This window comes from Paenibacillus vortex V453, assembly GCF_000193415.1.
Taxonomy (GTDB): Bacteria; Bacillota; Bacilli; order Paenibacillales; family Paenibacillaceae; genus Paenibacillus_AQ; species Paenibacillus_AQ glucanolyticus.
Window position 1 is genome coordinate 1 of sequence record NZ_ADHJ01000040.1, and the last position, 21,170, is coordinate 21,170.

Sequence of the window (21,170 nt, forward strand, 5' to 3'; positions counted from 1 at the left end):
CCAATGTCCATTCTAAGGGGTGCACTTCACCCCGTCATATCCTCTTCAGAGAAGAACTGCTGGAGAAATCACCATTGATCTGTCAGCCTGCACCTTCCCGCTTCATGAAACGCACCCTGACACGTTCTCCGGTCAGCAATCGAATTCTGACAGGCCTGTGCATGGTTCATGATTTGTCGGTAAGCGATGTCAGCCGCTGGATCGGCGTCCATCCCGGCACGTTCCGCAAATGGCTGCATCAAGGCACCGTACCATCCGCGGCATTTCAGGAAAAAGCGGAACAGTTCTTCCGTATCCCTAAATCTGTTCTGTTCGCAGATTGCGCATTGAAGCAAGATTCTCCTAAATGAAGTTATCATGATTTTTAATAACCATACTTAAGATGACGAACCAAACGCCCAGCAGGCCGGATTTGATCCGGCTTGGCTGGGCTTATTTTTTGTTAAGGCATATTTGGAAGAGATCAGGGAATACAAGTAACATCGAGAATCGCGGCATCCAGAATGGAGGTGACTCACGCATGAAGTTGCGCCATAAGGAAATTGGCGGGGCATTGGGATTATTGGCCGGAACTACGATGGGCAGCGGCATCGGATTTCTGCTCGGCTGGCACTCTTACGATCTGATAGTTCTGGTTGCCTTCTTCGGTTTATTCGGAATTACAGCCGGGCGGTGGGCTGGCTCCCGCATTGTATTCAAAGAGTTTCCGTAAACGTAAAAATCAATTGCCAAGCTCCACATTCTACAACCCCCTGCCCAAGATGCAGTACAGCAAAAAAGCAGACAAGGAAACCATTCGCTTCCCCGTCTGCTTTTTCTCATTTTGAGAAAACCCTCACCCGCGGTTTTTCACAATTCAAAGCGATTTATCATCCATCGGCTCCCCTGCATAGCCCGTTGAATACTCATGAAAATAATCCTCGCCTAAGGTTGTATCCGGTATATCCATTTCTCTCCAGGTCTTTCCTCCATCCTCTGTTATGGCCTGACCACTGAATCCACTTTCTGGTGATATGAAATGGAGAAAATCCCCATTCGGCGTGCTTCCAATCCGGTCCCATGTCTGCCCGCCATTGGTTGTGCGGTAGAGATCGTTATTCTCCATAACGGTCCAAGCCTGCTTGCCGTTCAGTGCAAAGATTTGACGCACGGTTCCCTTCAGCTGAGCTTGAACCTCCCATTCCGTACCACCGTTATCACTATATGCAATCCAGCCTTCTCCGCCTATCCATCCCGTTTTATGATTAACCAGCCTGACTGCCGTCACATCCGCTAAATCCACATCGGGCTGTAAGGCCGAAGCTTTCTGGTCATTCGTATGATTCTGTTCTGCATCGGCACTATGATCTCCGGCGTCATCAGCTTCACCCGCAGCATGATTCGAGTTGGCAGGAGATTCTCCCTCAGGGTTAGCTCTGTTCGGAGCATTCGGGGATTGCTCCGGCACCGGAGCTTGGGCCCCATCCCCTCCATCCGATGGCTGGCAGCCTGCAACCAGGCCCACAACGATAAGCAGCAGTAAAATAAAGCCAAACCCAATTCGAGGTTTTATCATATGATCACACCCCTTGCATTCAAAGTATTAATCGGCTACAACGGTTAACGGGTCCTCTATACTATATATCCAACTCCATCAATTTCACCCAAATGAAGAACACACTCTCATCTTTAGTATAACGCGATTTCTCTCTGAATAGGAACGAAAAAAGCTGCTCTTCAAGTAGAAATTCACTTGAAAAACAGCTTAAGTTCTTGGATGCGGTCGAGAGGACTCGAACCTCCACGGGGGTTAGCCCACACGGACCTGAACCGTGCGCGTCTGCCAATTCCGCCACGACCGCGTATTATGTAAGCCGGTGTTGTGTTGATCACCGTAATTAAGAGTATATTACGCAAGAAGTTAAAAAGCAAGCATTATTTTTTAGGAAAATGTCGAAACCGGATATTCCGCATAATTTCAACATTTCAACCCGGCGCCAGATCGTCCATTGGTCAAGAATGATTCTGGAGAATACCCTCGTTTACTCATCCTCCACAGGGTATGTTTATTCGAGAAACCCCTCATACTAAAGTAACCAAGCTCTGGAACCTGTAGTATATACTTTACGAAGTGCGAGGACATAACGATGTATATGAAGAAATATGGAATCACCTTCCTGATGGGCTCACTCTGTCTTGCCTTCACCGTAATCACCGACATCCTGTTCGGTTTCCCATGGACTAACTTTATCATCAATTGGAAATTCACGCTGTTCTCCATTGTAGAAAAATGGACTGTTATCCTGCTGCTGATCTTATTGTTCGTTCCGGATGTATATCAATTCTTCAAAAAGAAAAAGTCCCGACATGCAAGCCAATCCTAATCCTCTTATAATAGGATGTGGCTCACGAAGCGGGACTTGAATTGGAATTAGGTTCGGATCTGGATTTGGATTTGGATTTCATCCTCCGTACCAGGATGCGGATCATCACCAGAATAACCAAGACAGCAGGAATGACAATCGTGAATACAGGGAGCACGGTATACAGATACTTGCTCCCTTTCATAAGATGTTCGCTATAGGAGCGCGACAGAACCATCGAATTCCCCAGTATGATTACAGCATAGGGATAGATTAGTTTTTTGTACGGAATCTTAAACAGCTCCGATGTGCACATCAGCGCCGCATAATAATACAAACTTATTTTGAAAAACACGCCAATGATTAATACCATCACCACGAGTATTTCTGTTCGCTCGATAAACTCGGAAATATTGGCCTTGCCGACCATGGTAAGCAGCGGAAATACCGAACGCTCGGTAATATTCGTTCCCAGCACTGAAATGGTAATGGCTGAGGTCTGCGCCAGCATGACACCGCAAAATAATATCGCCAAATAACCGGCCTTAATCCCTGTTTTCTTCTGATTCAAGGCAGGCATTAAGACTGTAGCAACAATAAGCTCCGCGAATGGAAAGTGAATGTTTTTCTCCACTACGGATTTCAAGATCGGCCCCGTGCCTTCTCCCATCACAGGCAGCAAACGCTGCAGGTCCACAATCCCGGCAAACAGGATGACCAACAAGCTAAACCCTCCGATAATCAATACGACGGCTAAGAAGATCAGCGCAGTACGGGCGAGCACCTCAATCCCTTTGCCCAGCACGTACGCAACCGTCATCACCATGATAAGATTTACGATAAGCAGGGGAGTCTCCTTCAGCGCTGCCGATGCCATCACCAGAAGTCCTCCGTCAACAAACATCTCTGGAAGCCGTATGCAAGTAGAACACACCGTACGACAATCCGACAAATCCCCCTAAATATTTCCCGAGCAATATTCGGTAATATACAGTCGGAAGTTTATCGGGAAACAGGGAGTAGAGAAAAGCGTTCATTGAGAAAAGCAGCAGACCCATGATCATGCCGATCAGCATCGCGATCCATGAATCCTTACCGGCTTGCAATCCAAGATTCACGACAAGCGTGGTTCCAAATTGAAACAGGACCAACAGTGAGAAGAATTGGAGCGGACTAATTCTCACCTTCTCCATACGGCTCCTCCTTTTCGTTACTCGATGTGGATGTCGTGTTTAAAGGAACGATCTCTCATCTGTGAATTTCGCACAACCGAGTTTACTTGGTATTCAACCTGAATTCGCGGATAAATCACATCCCAGCGGTCTTTCAATTCCCGCCAGACCGCCGGTTTGGTCCGTTCGATTACGTGACTGAATCCCAAAATGTCACTATCCAATCTCTTGCTTTTTTCTACTGCTTTTTTCAAAATTCGCACAACCTCTTTGTTGACAGCCTCTTCAAGAATCTTCATCGTATGAGGGTCCCTCAGATCAATACTGCTGTTCACTTCCCGGATCGAGAGGTTCGGCTCAACAAAAATTCGAATGATTGGCTGCAGCGGATCCTGAAGTTCGGCTTCAATTCGGGTCTTGGAGCGCATGACATCGAAAGCGACTTCACCTTGTCCATTTTCAAGTTTGATATGCAATGGCGTTTTTTGCATTTTATCCCTGATCCACACGGTCCCGCGGCTCTCTTCCTTCGTCATCCAGCCCTTGAGTTTTCCGCCTTTGAAAACAGCCAGATTGGAGATGACGGCTAACCCGTCGCTCTTCGCACTCTCCAAATTCGATTTCTTAGCTGCCCCCTCTTTGCTCCCTTCGATAATGACACCATTAATAATCGGTCCACCTCCAGGCGTAAGCATCCCCCGGATAACATCATCCACTTCAACCCGAAAGTTCTCGCTTAACTGTCTGGAGGTCAAATCGATCTTCTGTGCCAATGCGAAGGCTGTAATCTTCCCGATAGGAGTCAATACAGCGACAACCTCCTCGGCCCGCTGCCCCTTCCCGGCAACCAGAATTTCAGCTGTCAACCTGATATCGGAATCCCGATCCAGATAATCAAATAAATCGACGATGCCGTTCCTCGCGACATCATCAGATATGACAATTAAGCCCGTATGCGCCAGCGATATAATTCGCGGTACTTTTCGGGATGTATTGCGCATCGCTTCAATAACGGTTTTACCGGATGCTTGGTAGACTGATGTCGGTGTGGCCCCTCTTCCTGCTTTTCCGGAGATCTCATCGGCAACCACTGTTTGAAAAGAGATCAAGTACTGACTCTTGCTCTCCATCCAATCGATACCGATGCCGGATACGATCGCCCGCCGGTTTAACTCCACCGCATCCCAGCAGCCGGTCATCATGGCAAGGCAGCAGCCAAGCACAAGGAAGGCAAACCATCTGTGTTTCAACATATCTCATGATCGCTCCTAACCTGAGTTACGATTCCCCTCGGCACTGGGAGCGACGGCATGCTGATTGCTGCCCCCGTCCCCTCTCTCGCTGCCGTTGTTCTGTTCTGCAGTGCCCGAACCGGCCCCGATGCCTTGCTGTGTCGATGAACGGTTTCCCTGCTTGCCGGATCCGGAAGCCGAAGCGGTGAGAGTGGCAGACTGAAGCGTTTTAAAGGGCATCCGCAGGACGGCATCCTTCTGGCTCTTGTACCGAAACGGGCTTATGGGCGCCAGGTAAGGTTCACCGAAGGAACGGAGACTGTTCATATGCGCAACAAGCACGATTAATCCCAAGGTGAGCCCATAAAAGCCAAACATGCCTGAGAGCACCATAAATCCAAACCGGATCAATCGGCCTGCAATGGACAAGTTGTACGCCGGTATCGCAAAGCTTGCGATACCGGTCAGGGCGACAACGATGACCATCGCAGGCGTGATCAGTCCAGCCTCTACCACTGCCTGTCCCAGGATCAAAGCACCCACAACCGAAACGGTTTGCCCGATGGCTCTCGGCATCCTCACGCCGGCTTCCCGCAGTATTTCAAAAACAATCTCCATGAGCATTGCTTCAACAAAGGCAGGGAAAGGCACACCTTCCCGCTGAGCCACCAAACTAATCAGCAATAAGGTTGGTACCATCTCATAGTGAAACGTAGTGAGTGCAATGTACACCGACGGGCCCAAGATCAAAATAATGAAGCAAAGATAGCGGACAATCCGCATCACAATGGCAATATCAAATCGCTGTGCATAGTCTTCCGGCGACTGAAAGAAATGAACGAATACCGTTGGGAGCACCAGGACAAATGGCGTTCCGTCAACCAAAACGATAATGCGTCCCTCCAGCAATTTGCCAGCTGCGTCATCGGGACGCTCCGTATTATAGATCGTCGGAAACGGCGTCACCGTTTTGTCCTGAATAAATTCTTCAATGTATGCGGACTCCAGAATCCCTTCAATTTTGATTCCGTGTATCCGTTCTTTGATTTCTTTCACAATCTCAGGATCTGCCTTCCCCTTAACGTACATAATCGCCACATGCGTATGGGTTACCGACCCGATCTTCATCGTCTCCAGCCACAGATCAGGAGATTTCATCCGCCGCCGGATCAAGGATATATTCGTGGCAATGGACTCTACAAAGCTGTCTTTCGGGCCCCGGACAACAAGCTGTGAAGTCGGCTCCGTCACAGACCGCCACTCGCCACCCTGCGTACCAGCTACGATGGCTTTTTCCGACCCTTCGATCAGGATGGCGGTATCGCCAGACAGTATGGCAAGCATAATATCATTCCACTCGGTCATGGCCCTGGATTCACCCATCGCGAGCCCATCCTCCATGATCCGCTTCAGCATGGCTTCAGGGTCTTCTTTATTCAATAGGTCAGGATTTACATGCAGCAGGGATTCCATCACAAAATGGTTGACCATTTGGGGATCGCTAAGCCCGTTCAGATAAACGATGGCGCAATTATCCTTACCGCCCAGTTTCAAACGGCGGATAACGATATCCGGGCTGTCTCCGGATTCAGTTCGTATACGAGCCAGTTGTTCTTCCATATTGCCCGAAATTACGGATGGCCTCGTCTTCGAGGATAGCTCCAGTTCCTCTGAATCCTTCTTTGGAGCTTTACGGCGGTTACGAGATCGGTAGCCTATCATGTTGGTATCCTCATCCTTCAAAACTCAAGTTATCTCCATTATTTGCTTTACATTCCTATTTCATGCGGAGAGCAAAGAGGAATTCAGATACGGAGCGAAGAATTGTCTATGCATGAAGACTATATTCACAGGGAGGATACTATTTTGAAGCGTTACGGGTTGCCATTGGTCATCCTGATCATGAGCGTCATTTACATTTTCTTGATTCCATCTGAGCCATTAGCGGTCAAACTGCTGTTCAAGCTGATTCCGATGTGGCTCATCATACTCTTTGCTTATTGGCAATTCCCGCCATATAAATCAAAGGTTCATTATCTTCTGGTGATAGGGCTGTTCTTCTGTATGATTGGTGATGGAACACTGATCTGGTTCGTGGTCGGTCTCACCGCCTTTCTGATTGGACATCTGTTCTATGCGGCCGGCTTCCTCACACAATGGCGCTACTCGCTCCTCCGTTTCCTCAGCATCGTTCCAATCGCAATCTACTCGTTATTCATGGGCAGCGAATTGGTGTCTTCGATTAAGGCCAATGGAGATCACGGTTTGATTATTCCGGTTATCGCTTATATCACGGTCATTTCACTTATGCTCTGGTCGGCCATCATGACCGGGAACCGGTGGGCGATGCTCGGGAGCCTGCTGTTTGTCATCTCGGATTCGATCCTGTCCTGGAACATGTTTGTTTCAGATATTCGCTACTCCGGCGTGTGGATCATGACAACCTATTACGCCGCCCAATTTCTCATTGCACGCAGCATTGCAGCCTTCGATAGTCCTCACATGCAATCCGGAAGCAACGCAGCCCTTAACACATCGGTTTTTAAATAGAACACAAAACAAGCTGCGCCCGGGTCCATCTTGCACCCGGGCTCAGCCCTGTTATCATTCATTGCTTTATCCTATTAAGGACCTAACTGGTACCGGCCCCTCTTTAATCCCGCCAATTCATGCGTACCTGCTTAATTCCCTCAACCTGCCACAGCTGCTCGAACAATCCGTTAATTCCCTTGCTGTTAAACGAATAGACCCGAAATTCCATCGTCACCTTGGTTGAATCATCTTCCAATGTATCGTTGTTGACGATCATGCCCTCAACGGTCATGTTCGCCCTTTGCAGCAAATCGGTAATGGTGCTGACATGAACCGGACGGTCCCCGGTCTCAATCATGATTTTTAGGCTGCCGGATTTCTTAATAAAGAGAAACCTCGATTCCAGTTTATTCAGCACCAGCGTGCTGACCAGAACAATCGCCGTTGTTATGATCGCTGGCCAATAAAACCCGGAACCAACACTTAAACCAATAGCCGCCGCTACCCATAAGGTTGCCGCCGTGGTGAGACCTGAAATGATATGATTCGAACGCCGCAGGATAGCCCCGGCTCCAAGAAAACCGATACCGCTTACAACTTGTGCGGCCAGCCGGGCAGGATCAAACCTCGCATTGGGATGATTGATCAGGGCTGAATCAAACCCGTAAATGGAAGTCAGCATAATCAGCGTTGATCCGACGGCTACCAAGAGATGCGTTTTTAGACCGGCCTGCTTGTTTCTGCGTTCGCGCTCCCAACCGATTAAACCGCCAAGCAGCGCAGCAAATAACAGCCGCATCAGCATGGTCCCTGTATCCAGTTGAAACACATCCATTCCTAATCTCCACCCATCCTTGTCATTTAAGGCGGCTCTTCGTTATGCCATATGTTCATCCTGCCAGCGCCATAACTCTTTGCTGGAGGTGGATATGCCGATTACACCGCTCTTCAGAGCTGTATCAAAATCCTCCAAATCGATCATGAGTCCTCCCGCGATGACAGGCACGTCCACCTCGGCACGAATACGGTCCATAATACGCTGACATACCATGCCCGGCAGAACTTCGATTGCGTCCGGATTGGAGGCCTTAATCATCTTGATTCCGTTATCCAGTGAGACGGAGTCAAATACAAACAGACGCTGAACTGTCAACAAGCCCAATTTTTTTGTCTTCCTACGATCGCTGTGTTTTTTGTTGTAACGATTCCGTCAATACCTGCCTTCTCGGCTAAATACCTGACTCCCGTCTTGTCTTTGCCGATTCCTTCAATGAGATCAAAATGAACAAATGAGAGCTTGCCAGCCTCAGAAATCTGCTCGACAATCGATTCAATCATAAAGATATCGGTCTTGAGAATAAAAACGATATTCGATTCGGTTGCCAGCACGGCGGGCAGTTCTTCGGCATGCATTAATGATGTGATAATGGGCCTTCGCTTCAAACAATACGAAATTCGCTGTGCACCTTCTACACTGGTTCTCATGTCTTCACCTCGTTGCCGCAGCAGCATCTCCAATTCTCCCGTTGCCCCGGCATATTTTTATATCCATCATGACTTTGCTTCATCTGCCTGCTCCAAGGCATGACCTGCGAGATAAATATCGTGGACCGAATTCAGGACGTAGGTAGGCGTAACGCTGCTGCCGATCAGGTCATCCCTGCCCGACACGCCAGTCAGCACCAATGCCGTACTCATTCCCGCCTCGTTTCCCATCCGAATATCCGTATCCAGCCGATCCCCTGACATCAGGCATGCTTCCGCTTTCACTCCCAAAATATCAAGTGCCGTCAATGCCGTCAAGACGGAGGGCTTGCCCATGACGGTCGTAATTCGGATGCCCGCTGTACCTTCGATGGCACCAATCATGCCGCCACAATCGGGAATATCCCCGCCGGGCATGGGACATGTTCGATCCGGATGGGTTGCAATAACATCGGCGCCGTGTTTAATTGCCTGATATGCGAAATCCAGATGCCGATAGTGAAACTCCCGATCCCACGAAACGACCACAACATCGGTTTCCTCCGGCGTAGATGCGAATGAAATTCCGTTATCCAGCAGTTCATTCTTCAATATGTCCTCACCGATCACGTAGACCTGTGCACCCGGATGATGCTTCTGAAGATAATGGATCGTAACGAGTGCAGGGTTCAATATATGCTTCAGTTCTACCTCAATGCCAAGCTTCGCTAATTTCTTCAAATAATTTTCTCTGGAATCAATCGTTTTGTTAGTTAAAAACAACAGCTTCTTATCCAGCCCCTGCAAATAGTGAATGGTCTCAACAGCCCCATCAATCGCCTCGGCCCCCAGATAGATCGTACCATCCAAATCAAAAATATAACCTGAAAAATGATCCATTGTCGTTCTCCTCTGCATGTTCAATCTGTAACTTCCGCCTGCAAACGTAAATGGGACGTAAATGGGACATGTTCTGGTTAGATCAGTTCTGTTATGCAATCACAGCCCCCATCCGTATGTATACATATGACAGCACCATTCCCTTTAGTCCTTGGACAAGCGATCATACGGATACAAAAAAAAGAGAAACACTTCGCATTAAAAACGCTTTCATCCATGACAAATGAAAGGTTCGTTATGCAAAGGGCTTCTCATCATCTCTGCCCAGCTCTATAACTTCATATGGTTATACTACATCCAGCTTTTACATTTGACAAGATGATAATAATTCAGAATTATCGAATCATGGCTGAGATGGTGGGAGAATCCTCCTCTTTCTCTTGGGTGTCCACCATTTCTACATGTTCCCTACCCAAAGGATACGGAAACAGCTCCGTCCTGTCGCCTGCAGGAGCCCCCCATGCCAACTGCAATTGATCCTGCAGCAGCTCCAGCTGTCTGTCAACTTCCTCTTGACTCCATTCTAAATAATCCCTCATCATCTCGATTACGGGAGCGATTAACCTCTCGGCCCTTGGCCGGTCAAACAGCACCCAGCCCGTTCTTCTTAGCAGAAAATCAACAGCGGTTATTGTCATCTCATGTTCTATGGAGTACTGGATTTCTGCTCGCAGCACTCTAATTTCCATCGATTCCGACGCCTGCGAAGCAGCATGAATCCGATGAAGCAGCTCTTTTGTATTAGAGCCGTATCGGGTCATCAAGCCCAGCATGAGCTCCGACGGGATGCCAAGCGATTTCCCCTGCTTAACCAGCATTTCTCGCAATTCCTCATAAGTAAGACCATTCAACTCTCCGCCGCTTATCGGTACCCGGTCTGTTGTACAAGGAGGATAGATGGTGCCATCTGCCTCTTGAAGCTGTCTGGCAGCCAGGTTCACAACCTTCTCGGCCATTTTCCGAAATCCGGTCAGCTTTCCGCCTGCAATGGTAATCAATCCAGAATCGGATACAACCATTTCGTCCTTTCCGGATATCTCCGAGGGCCCCTTCCCTTCCTCGCGCACGAGAGGACGAAGTCCAGACCAGCCCGCTTCGATATCGCTTATCTTCAAATGGACATCCGGGAAAGCATGACGAACCGCATCAAGGAGATACCGCCGATCTTCAGCGGTAACGCCCGGCGTCTCCGTTGCACCTTCGTATACGGTATCGGTTGTTCCGATGTAGGTCTTGCCCTCCCTGGGAATAACGAATATCATTCGGCCACCGGGCACATCAAAATAAGCAGCTTGTCGTATCGGGAGCTTCGCATGATCCACCACCAGGTGAACGCCCTTGGTGAATAATAATGACCTGCCTTTCAGCGAATTGTCCTTCTGCCTGACCTGATCTGCCCATAGACCGGTTGCATTCACGATTTTTTTGGCGAATACCTCATAGGTTTCCCCGCTCCATTGATCCTCCACGTGAGCGCCTACCACTCTTCCCCCGCGATAAATAAATGCGCATACTTTAGCGTAATTCGCGATCAGTGCTCCCCTGGCCCGTGCAGACTTCATCACTTCAACCGTTAGCCGTGCATCATCGGTGCGATATTCATAATAATAACCGCAGCCTCGTAACCCCTCCTTACGAAGGAGCGGCTCCAGCGCTAGGGTTCCCTCGCGTCGGAACATGGTCCCCCGCTCACTGCCCTTGACCCCCGCCAGCCAGTCATGCAGATACAGTCCGATGGCTCTGGCCAAATAACCGTAGGTGCCTTTCTTATAAATAGGCATTAGCATCGGAATCGGCTCCACAAGATGCGGAGCGCTCCGGTGAAGCAGCGCCCGCTCGTAGCCTGCTTCACGTACCAAGCCAAGCTCTCCCTGCCGCAAATACCGGAGACCGGCATGGATCAGCTTCGTCGATCTGCTGCTTGTTCCCGAAGCCAAATCGCCCATCTCGACCAAGCCGACAGCCATCCCCCTGCAGCTGGCGTCCCAAGCAATTCCCGCACCCGTGATACCGCCGCCAATCACCAGCACATCCAGCTTGCTAGCCGACATGTCCTGCAAATATTGGGTCCGCATCCTAGCGGATAAGCTTGTGCCCACCTGACATTCCCCTCCCTGAATCTATTAAGAAAAACGTATAAATCTAAAAAAGAACCGCATCTGCTGAATGCATACTGAAATACAGTACGCATTGAAGCAAAAGGGTTCTCCATGATCTCTGCCCGTTTATGCAATAAATATGATTATTCATTATATGTTGCTTTTATGCTTATGTCTACATAGAACCTGTTATTAGAACTTTGCAGGTCTAATGTCATTTTTTTCGTAAAGCCGATGGAGCCATTCGCTTATATTTCTTGAAGGTCCGGCTGAAATAATAAATATCGTTGAATCCGGTAGCCGCCGCAATTTCTGATACCGTAAGCGGACTTTCGCGGAGCAGGTAATCCGCCCGGTTAAGCCTGGTTTCATTCACGTACTCCGTCACGGTCCGGCCGCTGATCTCCTTGAACAACCGGCTGAAATGAAAACGGCTGAGACCGGCCATGCCGGATAACAGCTCCACGGACAGATCGTCCCGGTAATGCTCTTCAATGTATTTGAATATCGGCGCAAACCGCTCCACATTTTTCATTCGCTCCACGTATTCGTCCTGTGTGAGAACCGTGGCGACATAACCTCGCAGCAGCAGCGTAAGCAGCCGGTACAGCTCCGATTTGATGGCCAGCTCATAGCCGAATTCCTGCCGTTCCAGCTCCTTGATAATGGATAGCATGGGTGCCAGCGCATCATCCCCGTTGATTCGGTTCTCGAAGATCAGACGGTTCTGGGTGATCGGTGTGATGAATTTCATCTCGGGCGCATCCAGGGAATGGCTCTGCAGCAGCGAGAAATCAGCGATTAACGCATAATAAAACAAATGTTCCGACTGGCTGAGCCCGTAATGCAGTTCATTCCGGTTAATGACGATCATATCGCCTTCCTTGGCGGTGAAGGTGGACGATCCGCATTCCAGCGTCGCTTCCCCCGAAACAAAATACAGAATTTCAAGATGCTCATGCCAATGATGGTTAAATAAAACCTGTCCCCGGCCATCAAACTCGCAACGATGAACCTTGATTGGAAACTGAGGATCCGGCATCGTCATCGGTTCTCGCAGTGTTTTGTCCAATGCTCTGATCTCCTTCCCGTAAGACAGCACAATTGTACAAACAAACAGCACGGTTTATCATGGTGTCTTCCTCTAAAAGGATTATAATACGAAAGTGTAATGCAGTAAATTCAGAGGAGTGAAATCATGAAATCTATTAATGTTGGCGTCATTGGCACTGGATCGATCTCTGCTATGCATTTGCAATCCTATCAAAAACATGCGAACGCGAATTTGCTCGCCGTGTGTGATTTAAATGAAGAAAGAGCACAGCGTGCAGCTGAAAAATACGGCGCTACCAAAGTCTATACAGACTATAACGAACTTCTGGCTGATCCCGATATCGATGCGGTTAGCATCTGTACCTGGAACAATACCCATGCCGAAATCAGCATCGCGGCACTGAATGCCGGCAAACACGTTCTGGTTGAGAAACCTCTCTGCCGTACGGTTGAGGAAGCGCTTCAAGTACAGGAAGCCGTGAAATCCTCGGGCAAGCTGCTTCAGGTCGGATTCGTAAGACGTTACGACCCTAACGCCCAGATGCTGCGTGAGTTTGCAGACAAGGGGGAATTCGGGGATATTTACTTCGCGAAGGCGTCCTCCATCCGTCGTCTCGGTAATCCGGGCGGCTGGTTCTCCGACATCGAACGTTCCGGCGGCGGCCCCCTTATCGATATCGGCGTGCATGTCATTGACCTGTGCTGGTATATGATGGGACGTCCAAAGCCAGTTGCCGTCAGCGCAAATACATACCGGAAACTGGGCAACCGCTCCAATGTTCGCAACCTGTCCTTCTACAAGGCAGCTGATTACGACGCGGAGAAAAATACGGTTGAAGATATGGCAAATGCGATGATCCGTTTTGAAAACGGTGCCTCTTTGCTGGTGGACGTGAGCTTCACCCTGCACTCCAAGGAAAACCTGCAATCCGTTAAGTTGTATGGAGACAAGGGCGGATTCGAGATTGATCCTGAGGTTTCCATCGTAACCGAGAAACACGATACCATCATCAATATCCAGCCGCAAACAGACAACAAAGGATTCGACTTCGATGCCGCTTTCCAAAGCGAAGTCAATCACTTCATTTCCTGTATCGAGAACGGCACGACACCGCTCAGCCCGGTTGAAGACGGCGTTGAGATCATGAAGATTCTGTGCGGTATCTATGAATCCGCTGAGAAAGGAGCTGAAGTTCTGCTATGAAACTTGGAGTGAGCTCATACAGCCTGTATCAGGCCATGAACAAGGGCGAGATGACCATTACCGATGTCATCGACTACGTTGCAGAGATCGGCGGAGAGCATATCGAGATCGTTCCGCTCGGCTTTAACCTGAAGGAAACGCCGGAGCTGATCGATACCATCAAATCCCATGCTGCATCCAAAGGGCTTGAGATTTCCAATTATGCCATCGGCGCCAATTTTGCGGAATTGGATGACGCTGCCTATGAAGCGGAAATTGAAAGAGTTAAAGGCGAAGTGGACATAGCGGCGGCCCTTGGCGTTAAGCTGATGCGCCATGACGTTGCTTCTTCCAAGGACTTGTCCATTACTCATTTTCTGGAGGAACTCCCGCGTCTGGCCAATGCTTGCCGTATCATTGCCGATTACGCGGCAGAACGCGGCATCACCACCAGCGTGGAGAACCACGGATATTTCATACAGCAGAGCGACCGTGTAAAAACACTTGTCCAAACCGTAAATCATCCAAACTTCAAAACAACCCTGGATATCGGGAATTTCCTCTGTGCGGATGAGGTATCCACCGTGGCTGTAGCCAACAATATCGGCTTGGCCTCGATGGTTCACTTCAAGGACTTCTATTATCGCCCGGCCAAGCGTGTGCCTGGATCGGGCTGGTTCAACACCTCGAGCGGCAATTGGCTCCGGGGCGCGATTGTCGGCCAAGGCGATATCGATATGCCGGAAGTCGTTCGCATCGTGAAGGAATCCGGTTATGACGGCTACATCTCGATCGAATTCGAAGGATTGGAAGATTGCCGTACGGGAGCCAAATTTGGATTGGAATATGTCCGCAAAGCATGGAATGAAGTTTAATTCAGACGGACGATGGATGATATAAGGAGGATATAACGATGTCGAAGCCTATCATGCCTAACAAAATTGGCGTTATTGTGGACAGCTTTCGTGTTGGCGTAAGAGAAGGTCTTATCAAGGCTCGGGATGTTGGTGCCGATGGTGTTCAGATTTATGCCGTTCATGGCGAAATGGACCCAGCCAACCTGTCTGCTTCCGCTCGCAAAGAATTGAAGGATTATATCGAATCACTCGGACTTGAAATCTCCGCACTCGTGGGTGACCTTGGCGGACACGGCTTCCAGGACCCTGCTGAAAATGCGGCCAAGATCGAAAAATCCAAACGGATCATGGAGCTTGGTTTGGAGCTTGGAACGAATATTATCACTACCCATATCGGTATCGTTCCGCAGGACCACAACGGCCGCGTATACGAAACGATGCACAATGCCTGCGTGGAGCTCAGCACCTTCGCAAACTCCATGAACGCATTCTTTGCCATCGAGACGGGCCCCGAGCCTTCCGCCCACTTGAAGGCATTCCTCGACGGTTTGGGTTCCAACGGCGTATCGGTTAACTTCGACCCGGCAAATATGGTCATGGTTACAGGGGATGATCCGGTACAGGGCGTGTACAACCTGAAGGATTATATCGTCCATACGCATGCGAAAGACGGAATCAAGCTTGCCGACTATATCGATCCTCGCGATGTATACGGCGATTTCGGATACGAGGCGCCGCCGCTGGACCATGACTTAATCGCCGATATGGCAGAATCCGGCGAGAAGTTCCGTGAGGTTCCGCTCGGTGAAGGCGGCGTGAACTGGTCGGCATATCTGCAAGCCCTCAAAGACATTGGCTACACCGGATATCTGACGATCGAACGCGAAGTGAAAGCAAATCCGGAGGCTGACATCAAACTCGCCGTAGATTTTCTGAAGACGTTCAGAGCCTAACCGATTCATTACCATACAGAGTCTCGCTGCAACGGGTCTGGGCCTAATAAGAGCCTCACGCAGCGGGCTCCATATGCAAAAGCAGGCAGATCAAGGATATTTCCCGATCTGCCTGTCTTTTTTTATTCATGCCATGCTGATGAACTTAGTTAAGATACGGTCTGCTTCCCAGGCAATGTCTCCAAGGAGCCGTTCGCATTCGCGGAACGGATCTCGGCCTCGATAATTTCCAGTGATCCGGCAGCGCTTTCCGGTGTGCATACCGTTACGGGTTTCCCTTGTGCAACATGCTCAAGGAAATACTGGAGTTCGCGATAATAACCGGAATCACCGGACAGCTCACGACCGTAAAGCCCGGAGCATCTTCAGGATAAACCTTCAATTCATTATTCTGGAACACAAGCGTAGCCTGCTCCAGATTCACCCGGTATCCCATATGGAATCCGTGTTCACCGCTCAGTGTCCAGTCCGCATGGGCGTTAATCACCTTACCATCCGGATAGCTGTAATGAGTGGACACGATATCGTACAGGCTGCCTTCAATGATGGTTTTGGCGAATGTGGATACCCGTTCCGGCTTGCCCATCAGCCAGTGGATCATATCCACGTCATGGACATGCATGTCGGTGATGCAGCCTCCGCTTTTGTCCCCTTCCAGGAACCAGCCCTTCGGCGGTTCGGAGCCGCGGAAGAACTCCCCCGCTACGATGCTTCCGTATCGTCCGTCCTCCACGCAGGCTTTTAAATATTCATAAGCAGGCCAGAAACGCAGGCATTGTCCGATCATCAACGTTTTGCCTGTACGCTCTGCTGTTTTCACCATGCGCCAGGCTTCTTCTGCACTGCCTGCCATCGGCTTCTCACACATGACGTGAATCCCCTTCTCCAGCAGCATGCAGGTCATATCCGCATGTAAATAAGTCGGCAGACATACGTCCACGATATCAAGCTCTTCATTCTCCAGCATGCTGTCTACATGATCGTAGAGATGATAGGGCTCCAGATCATATACATCACGCTCAGTGGCCATATTGCCATTGGCTTTGCTGTCTTTCAGCTCATCGATACGCAGATCGCAGATGGCAACCAGCTTAATGTCGGCACCTTCTTCCATGAGACGGACATAATTGTCGAAATGCATCCGTCCCATGAAACCAAAACCCAATATTCCGATTTTCAGCATCCTATATTCCCTCCGTATCCCTTATTATGATTGGCCTTGACGCTGGCGCGCGTCAGGCTGGCGCAATGACGGTGTACGTCCGAGAATTGCATCCATTGCATTGGATGTATTAAAAATGATCTGCTCCGAATAGTGGGTATAGGCCGGGATCATCTCTGCCGTAACATAGTTGTCATAGCCGATTAAACGCAGCGCTTCCACCACGGCCGGGTAATCAACATCTCCTGCCAGCAAATCAACAAAGCCGTGCAGCCCGCCAGCTTGCCTGCGGTAGTCCTTGAAATGGACTTTTTTGATCCGCTGACCCAGAATCCGAATCCACTGCTCGGGATAACCGTTATGAACAACATTCCCTACGTCAAAATAGGAGCCGACATAATCGGAACCGATCTCGTCAATGAAATTTCGTAATTCCAGCGGAGACAGCAGAAATTTGTTCCACACATTCTCAAGCGCGATGGCAACACCGGCACTCTCTGCAAACGGCACCAGCTTACGAATGGATTCTTGAGCGCGATCGTATGCATATTCGTAATCAATCACGGCGGAGCCAGGGATGAAATCGACGCCGACCGCGCCGGGGATAACCAAAATGGCGTCCACGCCGAATGCGGCAGCCAGTTCCAGCTGCTTCTTGCAAACATCCATCGCTTTTTCACGGACAGCCGGGTCTTCGCTTGTCATTGGATAATCCCAATAAAGGCCTGTTGCCAGTCCTGCAATTTCCAGGTCCGCGTCTTTCAGCTGTGCAGCGATGTTCTGCACTTCCTTATCACCGGCTTGGAGCCCAAGCTCGCCCGTTTGGTTTAATGACAATTCGATTCCGTCAAACCCAGCTTCTTTTGCCAATCGGATGCAGTCGGAGATGGCCGCATCCCCTTGGAATGACCAAATGTTAATCCCTTTCTTCATGACGAATCCCTCCTCAAATCAATAGGTTGATTGATGCAGCTTCCGCTTTCACATGGAAGTCTTTGAAAATAAATTGAAAGATTCATGTAACGCAACATTTGACTTTTTCCGTCAAGTTGTAAATAAACCATCAGGATGTAATAATACTTATATAATAAATAAATATTCCATCAAATGATTTAGATAGAAAAGTGATTATTTGGACAATTCCGTTCTCTTCAAAAATTTTATTTCATCCCTTTCTGGAGTGATTTATCTATGAACGATACAAACTCGGATTACCCGATAAAGCGTGAAGCGTCCTTCCGGGAATGGTCGCCCAGCATTCATTATGCTCAATTCCAACGCATGGCGACGGGGGCTCTCCCGAGGCGAAGATTGTACGATTTCGAGCTGCTCTACGTATGCCATGGCGCAGCCGCCACAACGATGAACGGGAATCGGTATGTCATCGAAGCCGGGCAGCTCATTTTCCTGCCCTCCGGTGTTTACCATCAGAATGAGGTGATATCTGAGCCTGATGCGCGATTTTTGGGAATTCATTTTGATTTCTTTGATGAACTGGACATTCAGACCGAAGCGGACATGATTGTGAACGAATCCGTGCTGGCTCCGGATAAATTTGCTCAAGAAGCGGTTTCATCCGCTTTCCTTCCGCTGTCCTCACGGACCATCTACACGCCTCCATTGCCTTGTGTTCAGATGATGGAACGCATCGTTGAAGAGTTCACCTACCGTCCTGCCGGATATGAACTCGCCTGCAAAGGACTGATGCTGGACGTGCTGGTTCAATTGTGTCGGACGCATCCTTTCCAGGCCCTGACGGAAACGTCACCGCATGATGCCAAACTGATTGATCTGATGAGCCAAATCGAAAAAACTCCAGCCAAAGACTGGAGCAATAAAATAATAGCCGAGCATTTAATGTTAAGTGCCGATCATACCGCGAAATTATTCAAACGATTTGCCGGAATGCCACCCAGTGAATTTAGTGCAATCCGTTCGTCACCGGGAAGCAAGGCGGCTCCTCCGGGAATCCGATATTTCGATCGAGGCGGTTGGCGAAGGCGTCGGATACCCGGATATTCATTATTTCAGCCGGATTTTCCGAAGGTTAGAGGGGATCACCGCTACGGATTACCGTAAACTCTCAAGAATTCTGTAGGATGTGCAGGTCCTGGACTGCACGGGATGAGTGTGCCCTAAGCCAAAGATCTATTCGATCAAGCGCTTCTGTCAGCCGAGCGGAGGAAGCGGCGTACGAGCAGCGGATAAAACCTTCGCCGCCAGCGCCGAACACATGACCCGGTACAACAGCGACTTTCGCTTCCCGAAGCAGCCGCTCTGCGAACTGCTGCGATCCAAGACCGGTTTCTGCAATGCTGGGAAAGGCATAGAAAGCACCTTGCGGATCGCGGCAGGTCAGGCCGATATCGCTCAGACCCTGCACAAACATCCTTCTGCGTTCATCATAAGCCAGCTTCATGGCATCCCGATCCCCGAGTCCGTTCCGCAGACATTCGATAGCGGCAATCTGTCCCATGATGGGTGCGCATAGGGCGGTGTACTGATGAATCTTGACCATGGCGCTCACCAAGTCCCGATCTCCGCAGAGGTAGCCGACACGCCAGCCCGTCATCGCAAACGCTTTGGAGAAGCCGCTGATGACAATGGTGCGTTCCCGCATTCCAGGCAGTGAAGCGATGCTGGTATGTGTGCGGCCATAGGTAAGATCCGCGTACATCTCGTCGGAGATGACCACCAAATTGTGCGAAACGACCAGGCGGGCAATCGGGAGCCAATCCTCATAAGTCATGACGGCACCTGTCGGATTGGTCGGAAAATTAACAACGATCGCTTTGGTCCGGGGTGTAATTACCTTCTGAAGTTCATCCGCGGTTAATTTGAAGCCCTCCTCTGCCGATAGCTCCAGTTCTACCACATTCCCCCCATTCAGCTGAACAAGCGGAGCATAGGCAATGTACCCGGGTACCGGAATGATGATTTCGTCTCCCGGCGAGATGAGCGCCCGCAGAGCAAGATCAATCGCTTCACTGCCGCCAACGGTGACCAGAACCTCTCGTGACGGTTCATATTCCAGCTGAAAGCCCTTGTGCAGGTATTCCGCGATTGCTTCTCTTAACTCCAGAAGACCCTCGTTTGGCGTATACATCGTACGCCCATGCTCCAAAGCGCGCTTGCAGGCTTCTATCGCACACTGAGGTGTCACAAAATCCGGCTCACCTACGCCCAGAGAAATGACATCATCGTCCGCTTCGGCCGCATTAAAAAACTGTCGAATTCCGGATGGGGGCATATCTTGCACAGTCGGCGATATAAAGCTGCTCGTTGTATTCATATCCTTCTACTCCTTGTTTTTCGCTTTTTCGTTCCGTTAATGAGAATTCAATAATAGCATCGAGCAAACTGCTGAACGAAAATCCCGCTGCTTCCGCGCTTCTTGGCAGCAGACTGGTCCGCGTTAAACCCGGGAGGGTGTTAACCTCCAAAATATAAGGAATATTATCCTTCAGGATGATATCGATTCTGGCATACACACTGCACTTCAGTGCCTTGTAACATTGAATCGCCGCCGCGTTCACTGCCTTCCGAAGTTCGGGGGGCAGCTCGATCACCTGCTCATCCGCTTCGCCTTCCACATATTTGGACGTGTAGTCAAAAAATTCGGAGTTCGGTTTAATCGACACAATCGGAAGCATTTCCCCGTTCAGGATCGGGCAAGTGATCTCCTCACCATCGATGAATTGTTCAATCATCACGGCGCGATCCCATTGGAGCGCCTCCTCGACAGCGGATGCCAGCTCATCTTGGATACGGACAATCCGGGTGCCAATGCTGGACCCGCCTGCATTCGGCTTCACAACAACGGGGAAGCCCAGCCCTTCCACATCCGCGGCGGCCAGCTCCTGCATACTGCCCACCACGACCCAGTCTGCGGTAAACAAACCTTCGCAGCGCAGCAGCTTCTTGCTCAGATCTTTATCCATGCAGACACTGCTGGACAGGACATCGCTGCCGGTGTACGGTATCCCGAGAGAGTCCAGCGTGCCTTGCACCGTGCCGTCCTCCCCGTATTTGCCGTGCAGCGCGAGCAGGGCGATGTCGATGCCTTCGGTTTTGCTGATCAGCTCGCGTTTGTCATCAATCTCGATCGGGCAAACCTCGTAGCGGTTTTTATCCAGATGGGAGAGCATCTCCCTGCCGGTAGCCAGCGAAACCTCCCTCTCTGATGATACGCCTCCCATGATGACACCAACCTTCATGATG

22 protein-coding genes, 1 tRNA gene and 2 pseudogenes are annotated in these 21,170 nt (G+C 49.8%); 9 read left to right on the forward strand and 16 right to left on the reverse strand.

All coding sequences use genetic code 11. From position 1 onward, the window contains the following. A pseudogene (locus PVOR_RS22255) lies at positions 1–350 on the forward strand (helix-turn-helix domain-containing protein); the annotation flags it as partial. A gap of 32 nt (positions 351–382) precedes the next feature. Continuing rightward, positions 383–712: a hypothetical protein gene (locus tag PVOR_RS32225; protein WP_234973060.1), complete on the forward strand. Its 330-nt coding sequence runs from the start codon at positions 383–385 to the stop codon at positions 710–712. Positions 713–856: 144 nt separating this feature from the next. Here the strand turns inward: PVOR_RS32225 and PVOR_RS22265 are convergent, their stop codons facing one another. Both PVOR_RS22265 and PVOR_RS22270 read right to left on the reverse strand, forming a co-directional pair. After that, positions 857–1,555, reverse strand: a complete 699-nt coding sequence (locus PVOR_RS22265; protein ID WP_006211748.1) for a WD40/YVTN/BNR-like repeat-containing protein — start codon at positions 1,553–1,555, stop codon at positions 857–859. A 202-nt stretch (positions 1,556–1,757) separates the two neighbouring features. Beyond that, a tRNA-Leu gene (locus tag PVOR_RS22270) sits at positions 1,758–1,841 on the reverse strand. 285 nt (positions 1,842–2,126) lie between these two features. On the opposite strand from PVOR_RS22270, the gene PVOR_RS22275 reads away from it, so the two are divergent. Further along, positions 2,127–2,363: a hypothetical protein gene (locus tag PVOR_RS22275; protein ID WP_006211749.1), complete on the forward strand. Its 237-nt coding sequence runs from the start codon at positions 2,127–2,129 to the stop codon at positions 2,361–2,363. 22 nt (positions 2,364–2,385) lie between these two features. Here PVOR_RS22275 and PVOR_RS22280 read toward each other — a convergent pair whose 3' ends face one another. Genes PVOR_RS22280 through PVOR_RS22290 form a run of 4 tightly spaced genes read right to left on the reverse strand, consistent with a single transcriptional unit; the run spans position 2,386 to position 6,468 of the window. Beyond that, on the reverse strand, positions 2,386–3,246 hold the full coding sequence (locus PVOR_RS22280; RefSeq protein ID WP_268741810.1) for a GerAB/ArcD/ProY family transporter: 861 nt from the start codon (positions 3,244–3,246) through the stop codon (positions 2,386–2,388). Then, positions 3,236–3,535, reverse strand: a complete 300-nt coding sequence (locus PVOR_RS32655; RefSeq protein WP_006211751.1) for a GerAB/ArcD/ProY family transporter — start codon at positions 3,533–3,535, stop codon at positions 3,236–3,238. Before PVOR_RS32655 ends, PVOR_RS22280 begins: the two co-directional genes overlap by 11 nt. Positions 3,536–3,552: 17 nt before the next feature. Further along, entirely contained in the window at positions 3,553–4,767 is a 1,215-nt protein-coding gene (locus PVOR_RS22285) for a Ger(x)C family spore germination protein (protein ID WP_006211752.1), read from the reverse strand. A gap of 15 nt (positions 4,768–4,782) precedes the next feature. Next, positions 4,783–6,468 carry a spore germination protein gene (locus tag PVOR_RS22290; protein ID WP_036641599.1) on the reverse strand — a complete coding sequence of 562 codons (1,686 nt, stop codon included), beginning with the start codon at positions 6,466–6,468 and terminating at the stop codon, positions 4,783–4,785. Positions 6,469–6,612: 144 nt separating this feature from the next. Here PVOR_RS22290 and PVOR_RS22295 point away from each other — a divergent pair, with 144 nt between their 5' ends. Then, positions 6,613–7,296: a lysoplasmalogenase gene (locus PVOR_RS22295; protein WP_006211754.1), complete on the forward strand. Its 684-nt coding sequence runs from the start codon at positions 6,613–6,615 to the stop codon at positions 7,294–7,296. A gap of 103 nt (positions 7,297–7,399) precedes the next feature. Here PVOR_RS22295 and PVOR_RS22300 read toward each other — a convergent pair whose 3' ends face one another. From PVOR_RS22300 to PVOR_RS22320, 6 genes are all read right to left on the reverse strand, one after another. Further along, positions 7,400–8,113, reverse strand: coding sequence for an MgtC/SapB family protein (locus PVOR_RS22300; protein ID WP_006211755.1), 714 nt, complete (start codon positions 8,111–8,113; stop codon positions 7,400–7,402). 42 nt (positions 8,114–8,155) lie between these two features. After that, on the reverse strand, positions 8,156–8,440 hold the full coding sequence (locus PVOR_RS32230; RefSeq protein ID WP_006211756.1) for a glycerol-3-phosphate responsive antiterminator: 285 nt from the start codon (positions 8,438–8,440) through the stop codon (positions 8,156–8,158). After that, a complete protein-coding gene (locus PVOR_RS32235) occupies positions 8,428–8,763 on the reverse strand; it encodes a glycerol-3-phosphate responsive antiterminator (protein WP_234973061.1) in 336 nt (111 codons plus the stop codon). The genes PVOR_RS32230 and PVOR_RS32235 overlap by 13 nt, the downstream gene beginning before the upstream one ends. Before the next feature lie 66 nt (positions 8,764–8,829). Then, positions 8,830–9,642 carry an HAD-IIA family hydrolase gene (locus PVOR_RS22310; protein WP_006211758.1) on the reverse strand — a complete coding sequence of 271 codons (813 nt, stop codon included), beginning with the start codon at positions 9,640–9,642 and terminating at the stop codon, positions 8,830–8,832. 335 nt (positions 9,643–9,977) lie between these two features. Next, complete coding sequence (locus PVOR_RS22315; RefSeq protein ID WP_006211759.1) at positions 9,978–11,741, reverse strand: glycerol-3-phosphate dehydrogenase/oxidase; 1,764 nt, start codon at positions 11,739–11,741, stop codon at positions 9,978–9,980. 214 nt (positions 11,742–11,955) lie between these two features. Further along, positions 11,956–12,813 carry a helix-turn-helix domain-containing protein gene (locus PVOR_RS22320; RefSeq protein ID WP_036641530.1) on the reverse strand — a complete coding sequence of 286 codons (858 nt, stop codon included), beginning with the start codon at positions 12,811–12,813 and terminating at the stop codon, positions 11,956–11,958. Between the two features lie 126 nt (positions 12,814–12,939). Here PVOR_RS22320 and PVOR_RS22325 point away from each other — a divergent pair, with 126 nt between their 5' ends. The 3 genes from PVOR_RS22325 to PVOR_RS22335 are packed head-to-tail and all read left to right on the forward strand — an operon-like array spanning position 12,940 to position 15,787. Then, complete coding sequence (locus PVOR_RS22325; RefSeq protein WP_006211761.1) at positions 12,940–13,998, forward strand: Gfo/Idh/MocA family protein; 1,059 nt, start codon at positions 12,940–12,942, stop codon at positions 13,996–13,998. Then, on the forward strand, positions 13,995–14,852 hold the full coding sequence (locus tag PVOR_RS22330; RefSeq protein WP_006211762.1) for a sugar phosphate isomerase/epimerase family protein: 858 nt from the start codon (positions 13,995–13,997) through the stop codon (positions 14,850–14,852). Before PVOR_RS22325 ends, PVOR_RS22330 begins: the two co-directional genes overlap by 4 nt. A 38-nt stretch (positions 14,853–14,890) precedes the next feature. Next, positions 14,891–15,787 (forward strand): sugar phosphate isomerase/epimerase family protein, encoded by an 897-nt coding sequence (locus PVOR_RS22335; RefSeq protein ID WP_006211763.1) that lies wholly within the window; start codon positions 14,891–14,893, stop codon positions 15,785–15,787. Between the two features lie 265 nt (positions 15,788–16,052). On the opposite strand, the gene PVOR_RS22340 is transcribed toward PVOR_RS22335, so the two are convergent. Then, positions 16,053–16,970, reverse strand: coding sequence for a Gfo/Idh/MocA family protein (locus tag PVOR_RS22340; protein ID WP_006211764.1), 918 nt, complete (start codon positions 16,968–16,970; stop codon positions 16,053–16,055). Between the two features lie 24 nt (positions 16,971–16,994). Then, complete coding sequence (locus PVOR_RS22345; RefSeq protein WP_006211765.1) at positions 16,995–17,882, reverse strand: sugar phosphate isomerase/epimerase family protein; 888 nt, start codon at positions 17,880–17,882, stop codon at positions 16,995–16,997. A gap of 348 nt (positions 17,883–18,230) precedes the next feature. Between PVOR_RS22345 and PVOR_RS32240 the strand changes: the two are divergent. Next, positions 18,231–18,371: pseudogene (locus PVOR_RS32240) on the forward strand (AraC family ligand binding domain-containing protein); the annotation flags it as partial. A gap of 502 nt (positions 18,372–18,873) precedes the next feature. Further along, positions 18,874–19,047: a helix-turn-helix domain-containing protein gene (locus PVOR_RS32245; RefSeq protein WP_234973062.1), complete on the forward strand. Its 174-nt coding sequence runs from the start codon at positions 18,874–18,876 to the stop codon at positions 19,045–19,047. On the opposite strand, the gene PVOR_RS22355 is transcribed toward PVOR_RS32245, so the two are convergent. Together PVOR_RS22355 and PVOR_RS22360 are read right to left on the reverse strand one after the other, a co-directional pair. Further along, positions 19,033–20,241 carry an aminotransferase class I/II-fold pyridoxal phosphate-dependent enzyme gene (locus PVOR_RS22355; protein ID WP_006211767.1) on the reverse strand — a complete coding sequence of 403 codons (1,209 nt, stop codon included), beginning with the start codon at positions 20,239–20,241 and terminating at the stop codon, positions 19,033–19,035. The two genes, PVOR_RS32245 and PVOR_RS22355, sit on opposite strands and share 15 nt — an antisense overlap. Beyond that, positions 20,168–21,166: a D-alanine--D-alanine ligase gene (locus PVOR_RS22360; RefSeq protein WP_006211768.1), complete on the reverse strand. Its 999-nt coding sequence runs from the start codon at positions 21,164–21,166 to the stop codon at positions 20,168–20,170. Before PVOR_RS22360 ends, PVOR_RS22355 begins: the two co-directional genes overlap by 74 nt. Positions 21,167–21,170: the final 4 nt, after the last annotated feature.

What these genes read in the sequence shown, in the direction of transcription:
- PVOR_RS32225 (WP_234973060.1), top strand. Translation starts at nt 383, where the DNA reads ATGACGAACCAAACGCCCAGCAGGCCGGATTTGATCCGGCTTGGCTGG.
- PVOR_RS22265 (WP_006211748.1), bottom strand. Translation starts at nt 1,555, where the DNA reads ATGATAAAACCTCGAATTGGGTTTGGCTTTATTTTACTGCTGCTTATC.
- PVOR_RS22275 (WP_006211749.1), top strand. Translation starts at nt 2,127, where the DNA reads ATGTATATGAAGAAATATGGAATCACCTTCCTGATGGGCTCACTCTGT.
- PVOR_RS22280 (WP_268741810.1), bottom strand. Translation starts at nt 3,246, where the DNA reads ATGTTTGTTGACGGAGGACTTCTGGTGATGGCATCGGCAGCGCTGAAG.
- PVOR_RS32655 (WP_006211751.1), bottom strand. Translation starts at nt 3,535, where the DNA reads ATGGAGAAGGTGAGAATTAGTCCGCTCCAATTCTTCTCACTGTTGGTC.
- PVOR_RS22285 (WP_006211752.1), bottom strand. Translation starts at nt 4,767, where the DNA reads ATGTTGAAACACAGATGGTTTGCCTTCCTTGTGCTTGGCTGCTGCCTT.
- PVOR_RS22290 (WP_036641599.1), bottom strand. Translation starts at nt 6,468, where the DNA reads ATGATAGGCTACCGATCTCGTAACCGCCGTAAAGCTCCAAAGAAGGAT.
- PVOR_RS22300 (WP_006211755.1), bottom strand. Translation starts at nt 8,113, where the DNA reads ATGGATGTGTTTCAACTGGATACAGGGACCATGCTGATGCGGCTGTTA.
- PVOR_RS32235 (WP_234973061.1), bottom strand. Translation starts at nt 8,763, where the DNA reads ATGAGAACCAGTGTAGAAGGTGCACAGCGAATTTCGTATTGTTTGAAG.
- PVOR_RS22310 (WP_006211758.1), bottom strand. Translation starts at nt 9,642, where the DNA reads ATGGATCATTTTTCAGGTTATATTTTTGATTTGGATGGTACGATCTAT.
- PVOR_RS22325 (WP_006211761.1), top strand. Translation starts at nt 12,940, where the DNA reads ATGAAATCTATTAATGTTGGCGTCATTGGCACTGGATCGATCTCTGCT.
- PVOR_RS22330 (WP_006211762.1), top strand. Translation starts at nt 13,995, where the DNA reads ATGAAACTTGGAGTGAGCTCATACAGCCTGTATCAGGCCATGAACAAG.
- PVOR_RS22335 (WP_006211763.1), top strand. Translation starts at nt 14,891, where the DNA reads ATGTCGAAGCCTATCATGCCTAACAAAATTGGCGTTATTGTGGACAGC.
- PVOR_RS22340 (WP_006211764.1), bottom strand. Translation starts at nt 16,970, where the DNA reads ATGCTGAAAATCGGAATATTGGGTTTTGGTTTCATGGGACGGATGCAT.
- PVOR_RS22345 (WP_006211765.1), bottom strand. Translation starts at nt 17,882, where the DNA reads ATGAAGAAAGGGATTAACATTTGGTCATTCCAAGGGGATGCGGCCATC.
- PVOR_RS22355 (WP_006211767.1), bottom strand. Translation starts at nt 20,241, where the DNA reads ATGAATACAACGAGCAGCTTTATATCGCCGACTGTGCAAGATATGCCC.
- PVOR_RS22360 (WP_006211768.1), bottom strand. Translation starts at nt 21,166, where the DNA reads ATGAAGGTTGGTGTCATCATGGGAGGCGTATCATCAGAGAGGGAGGTT.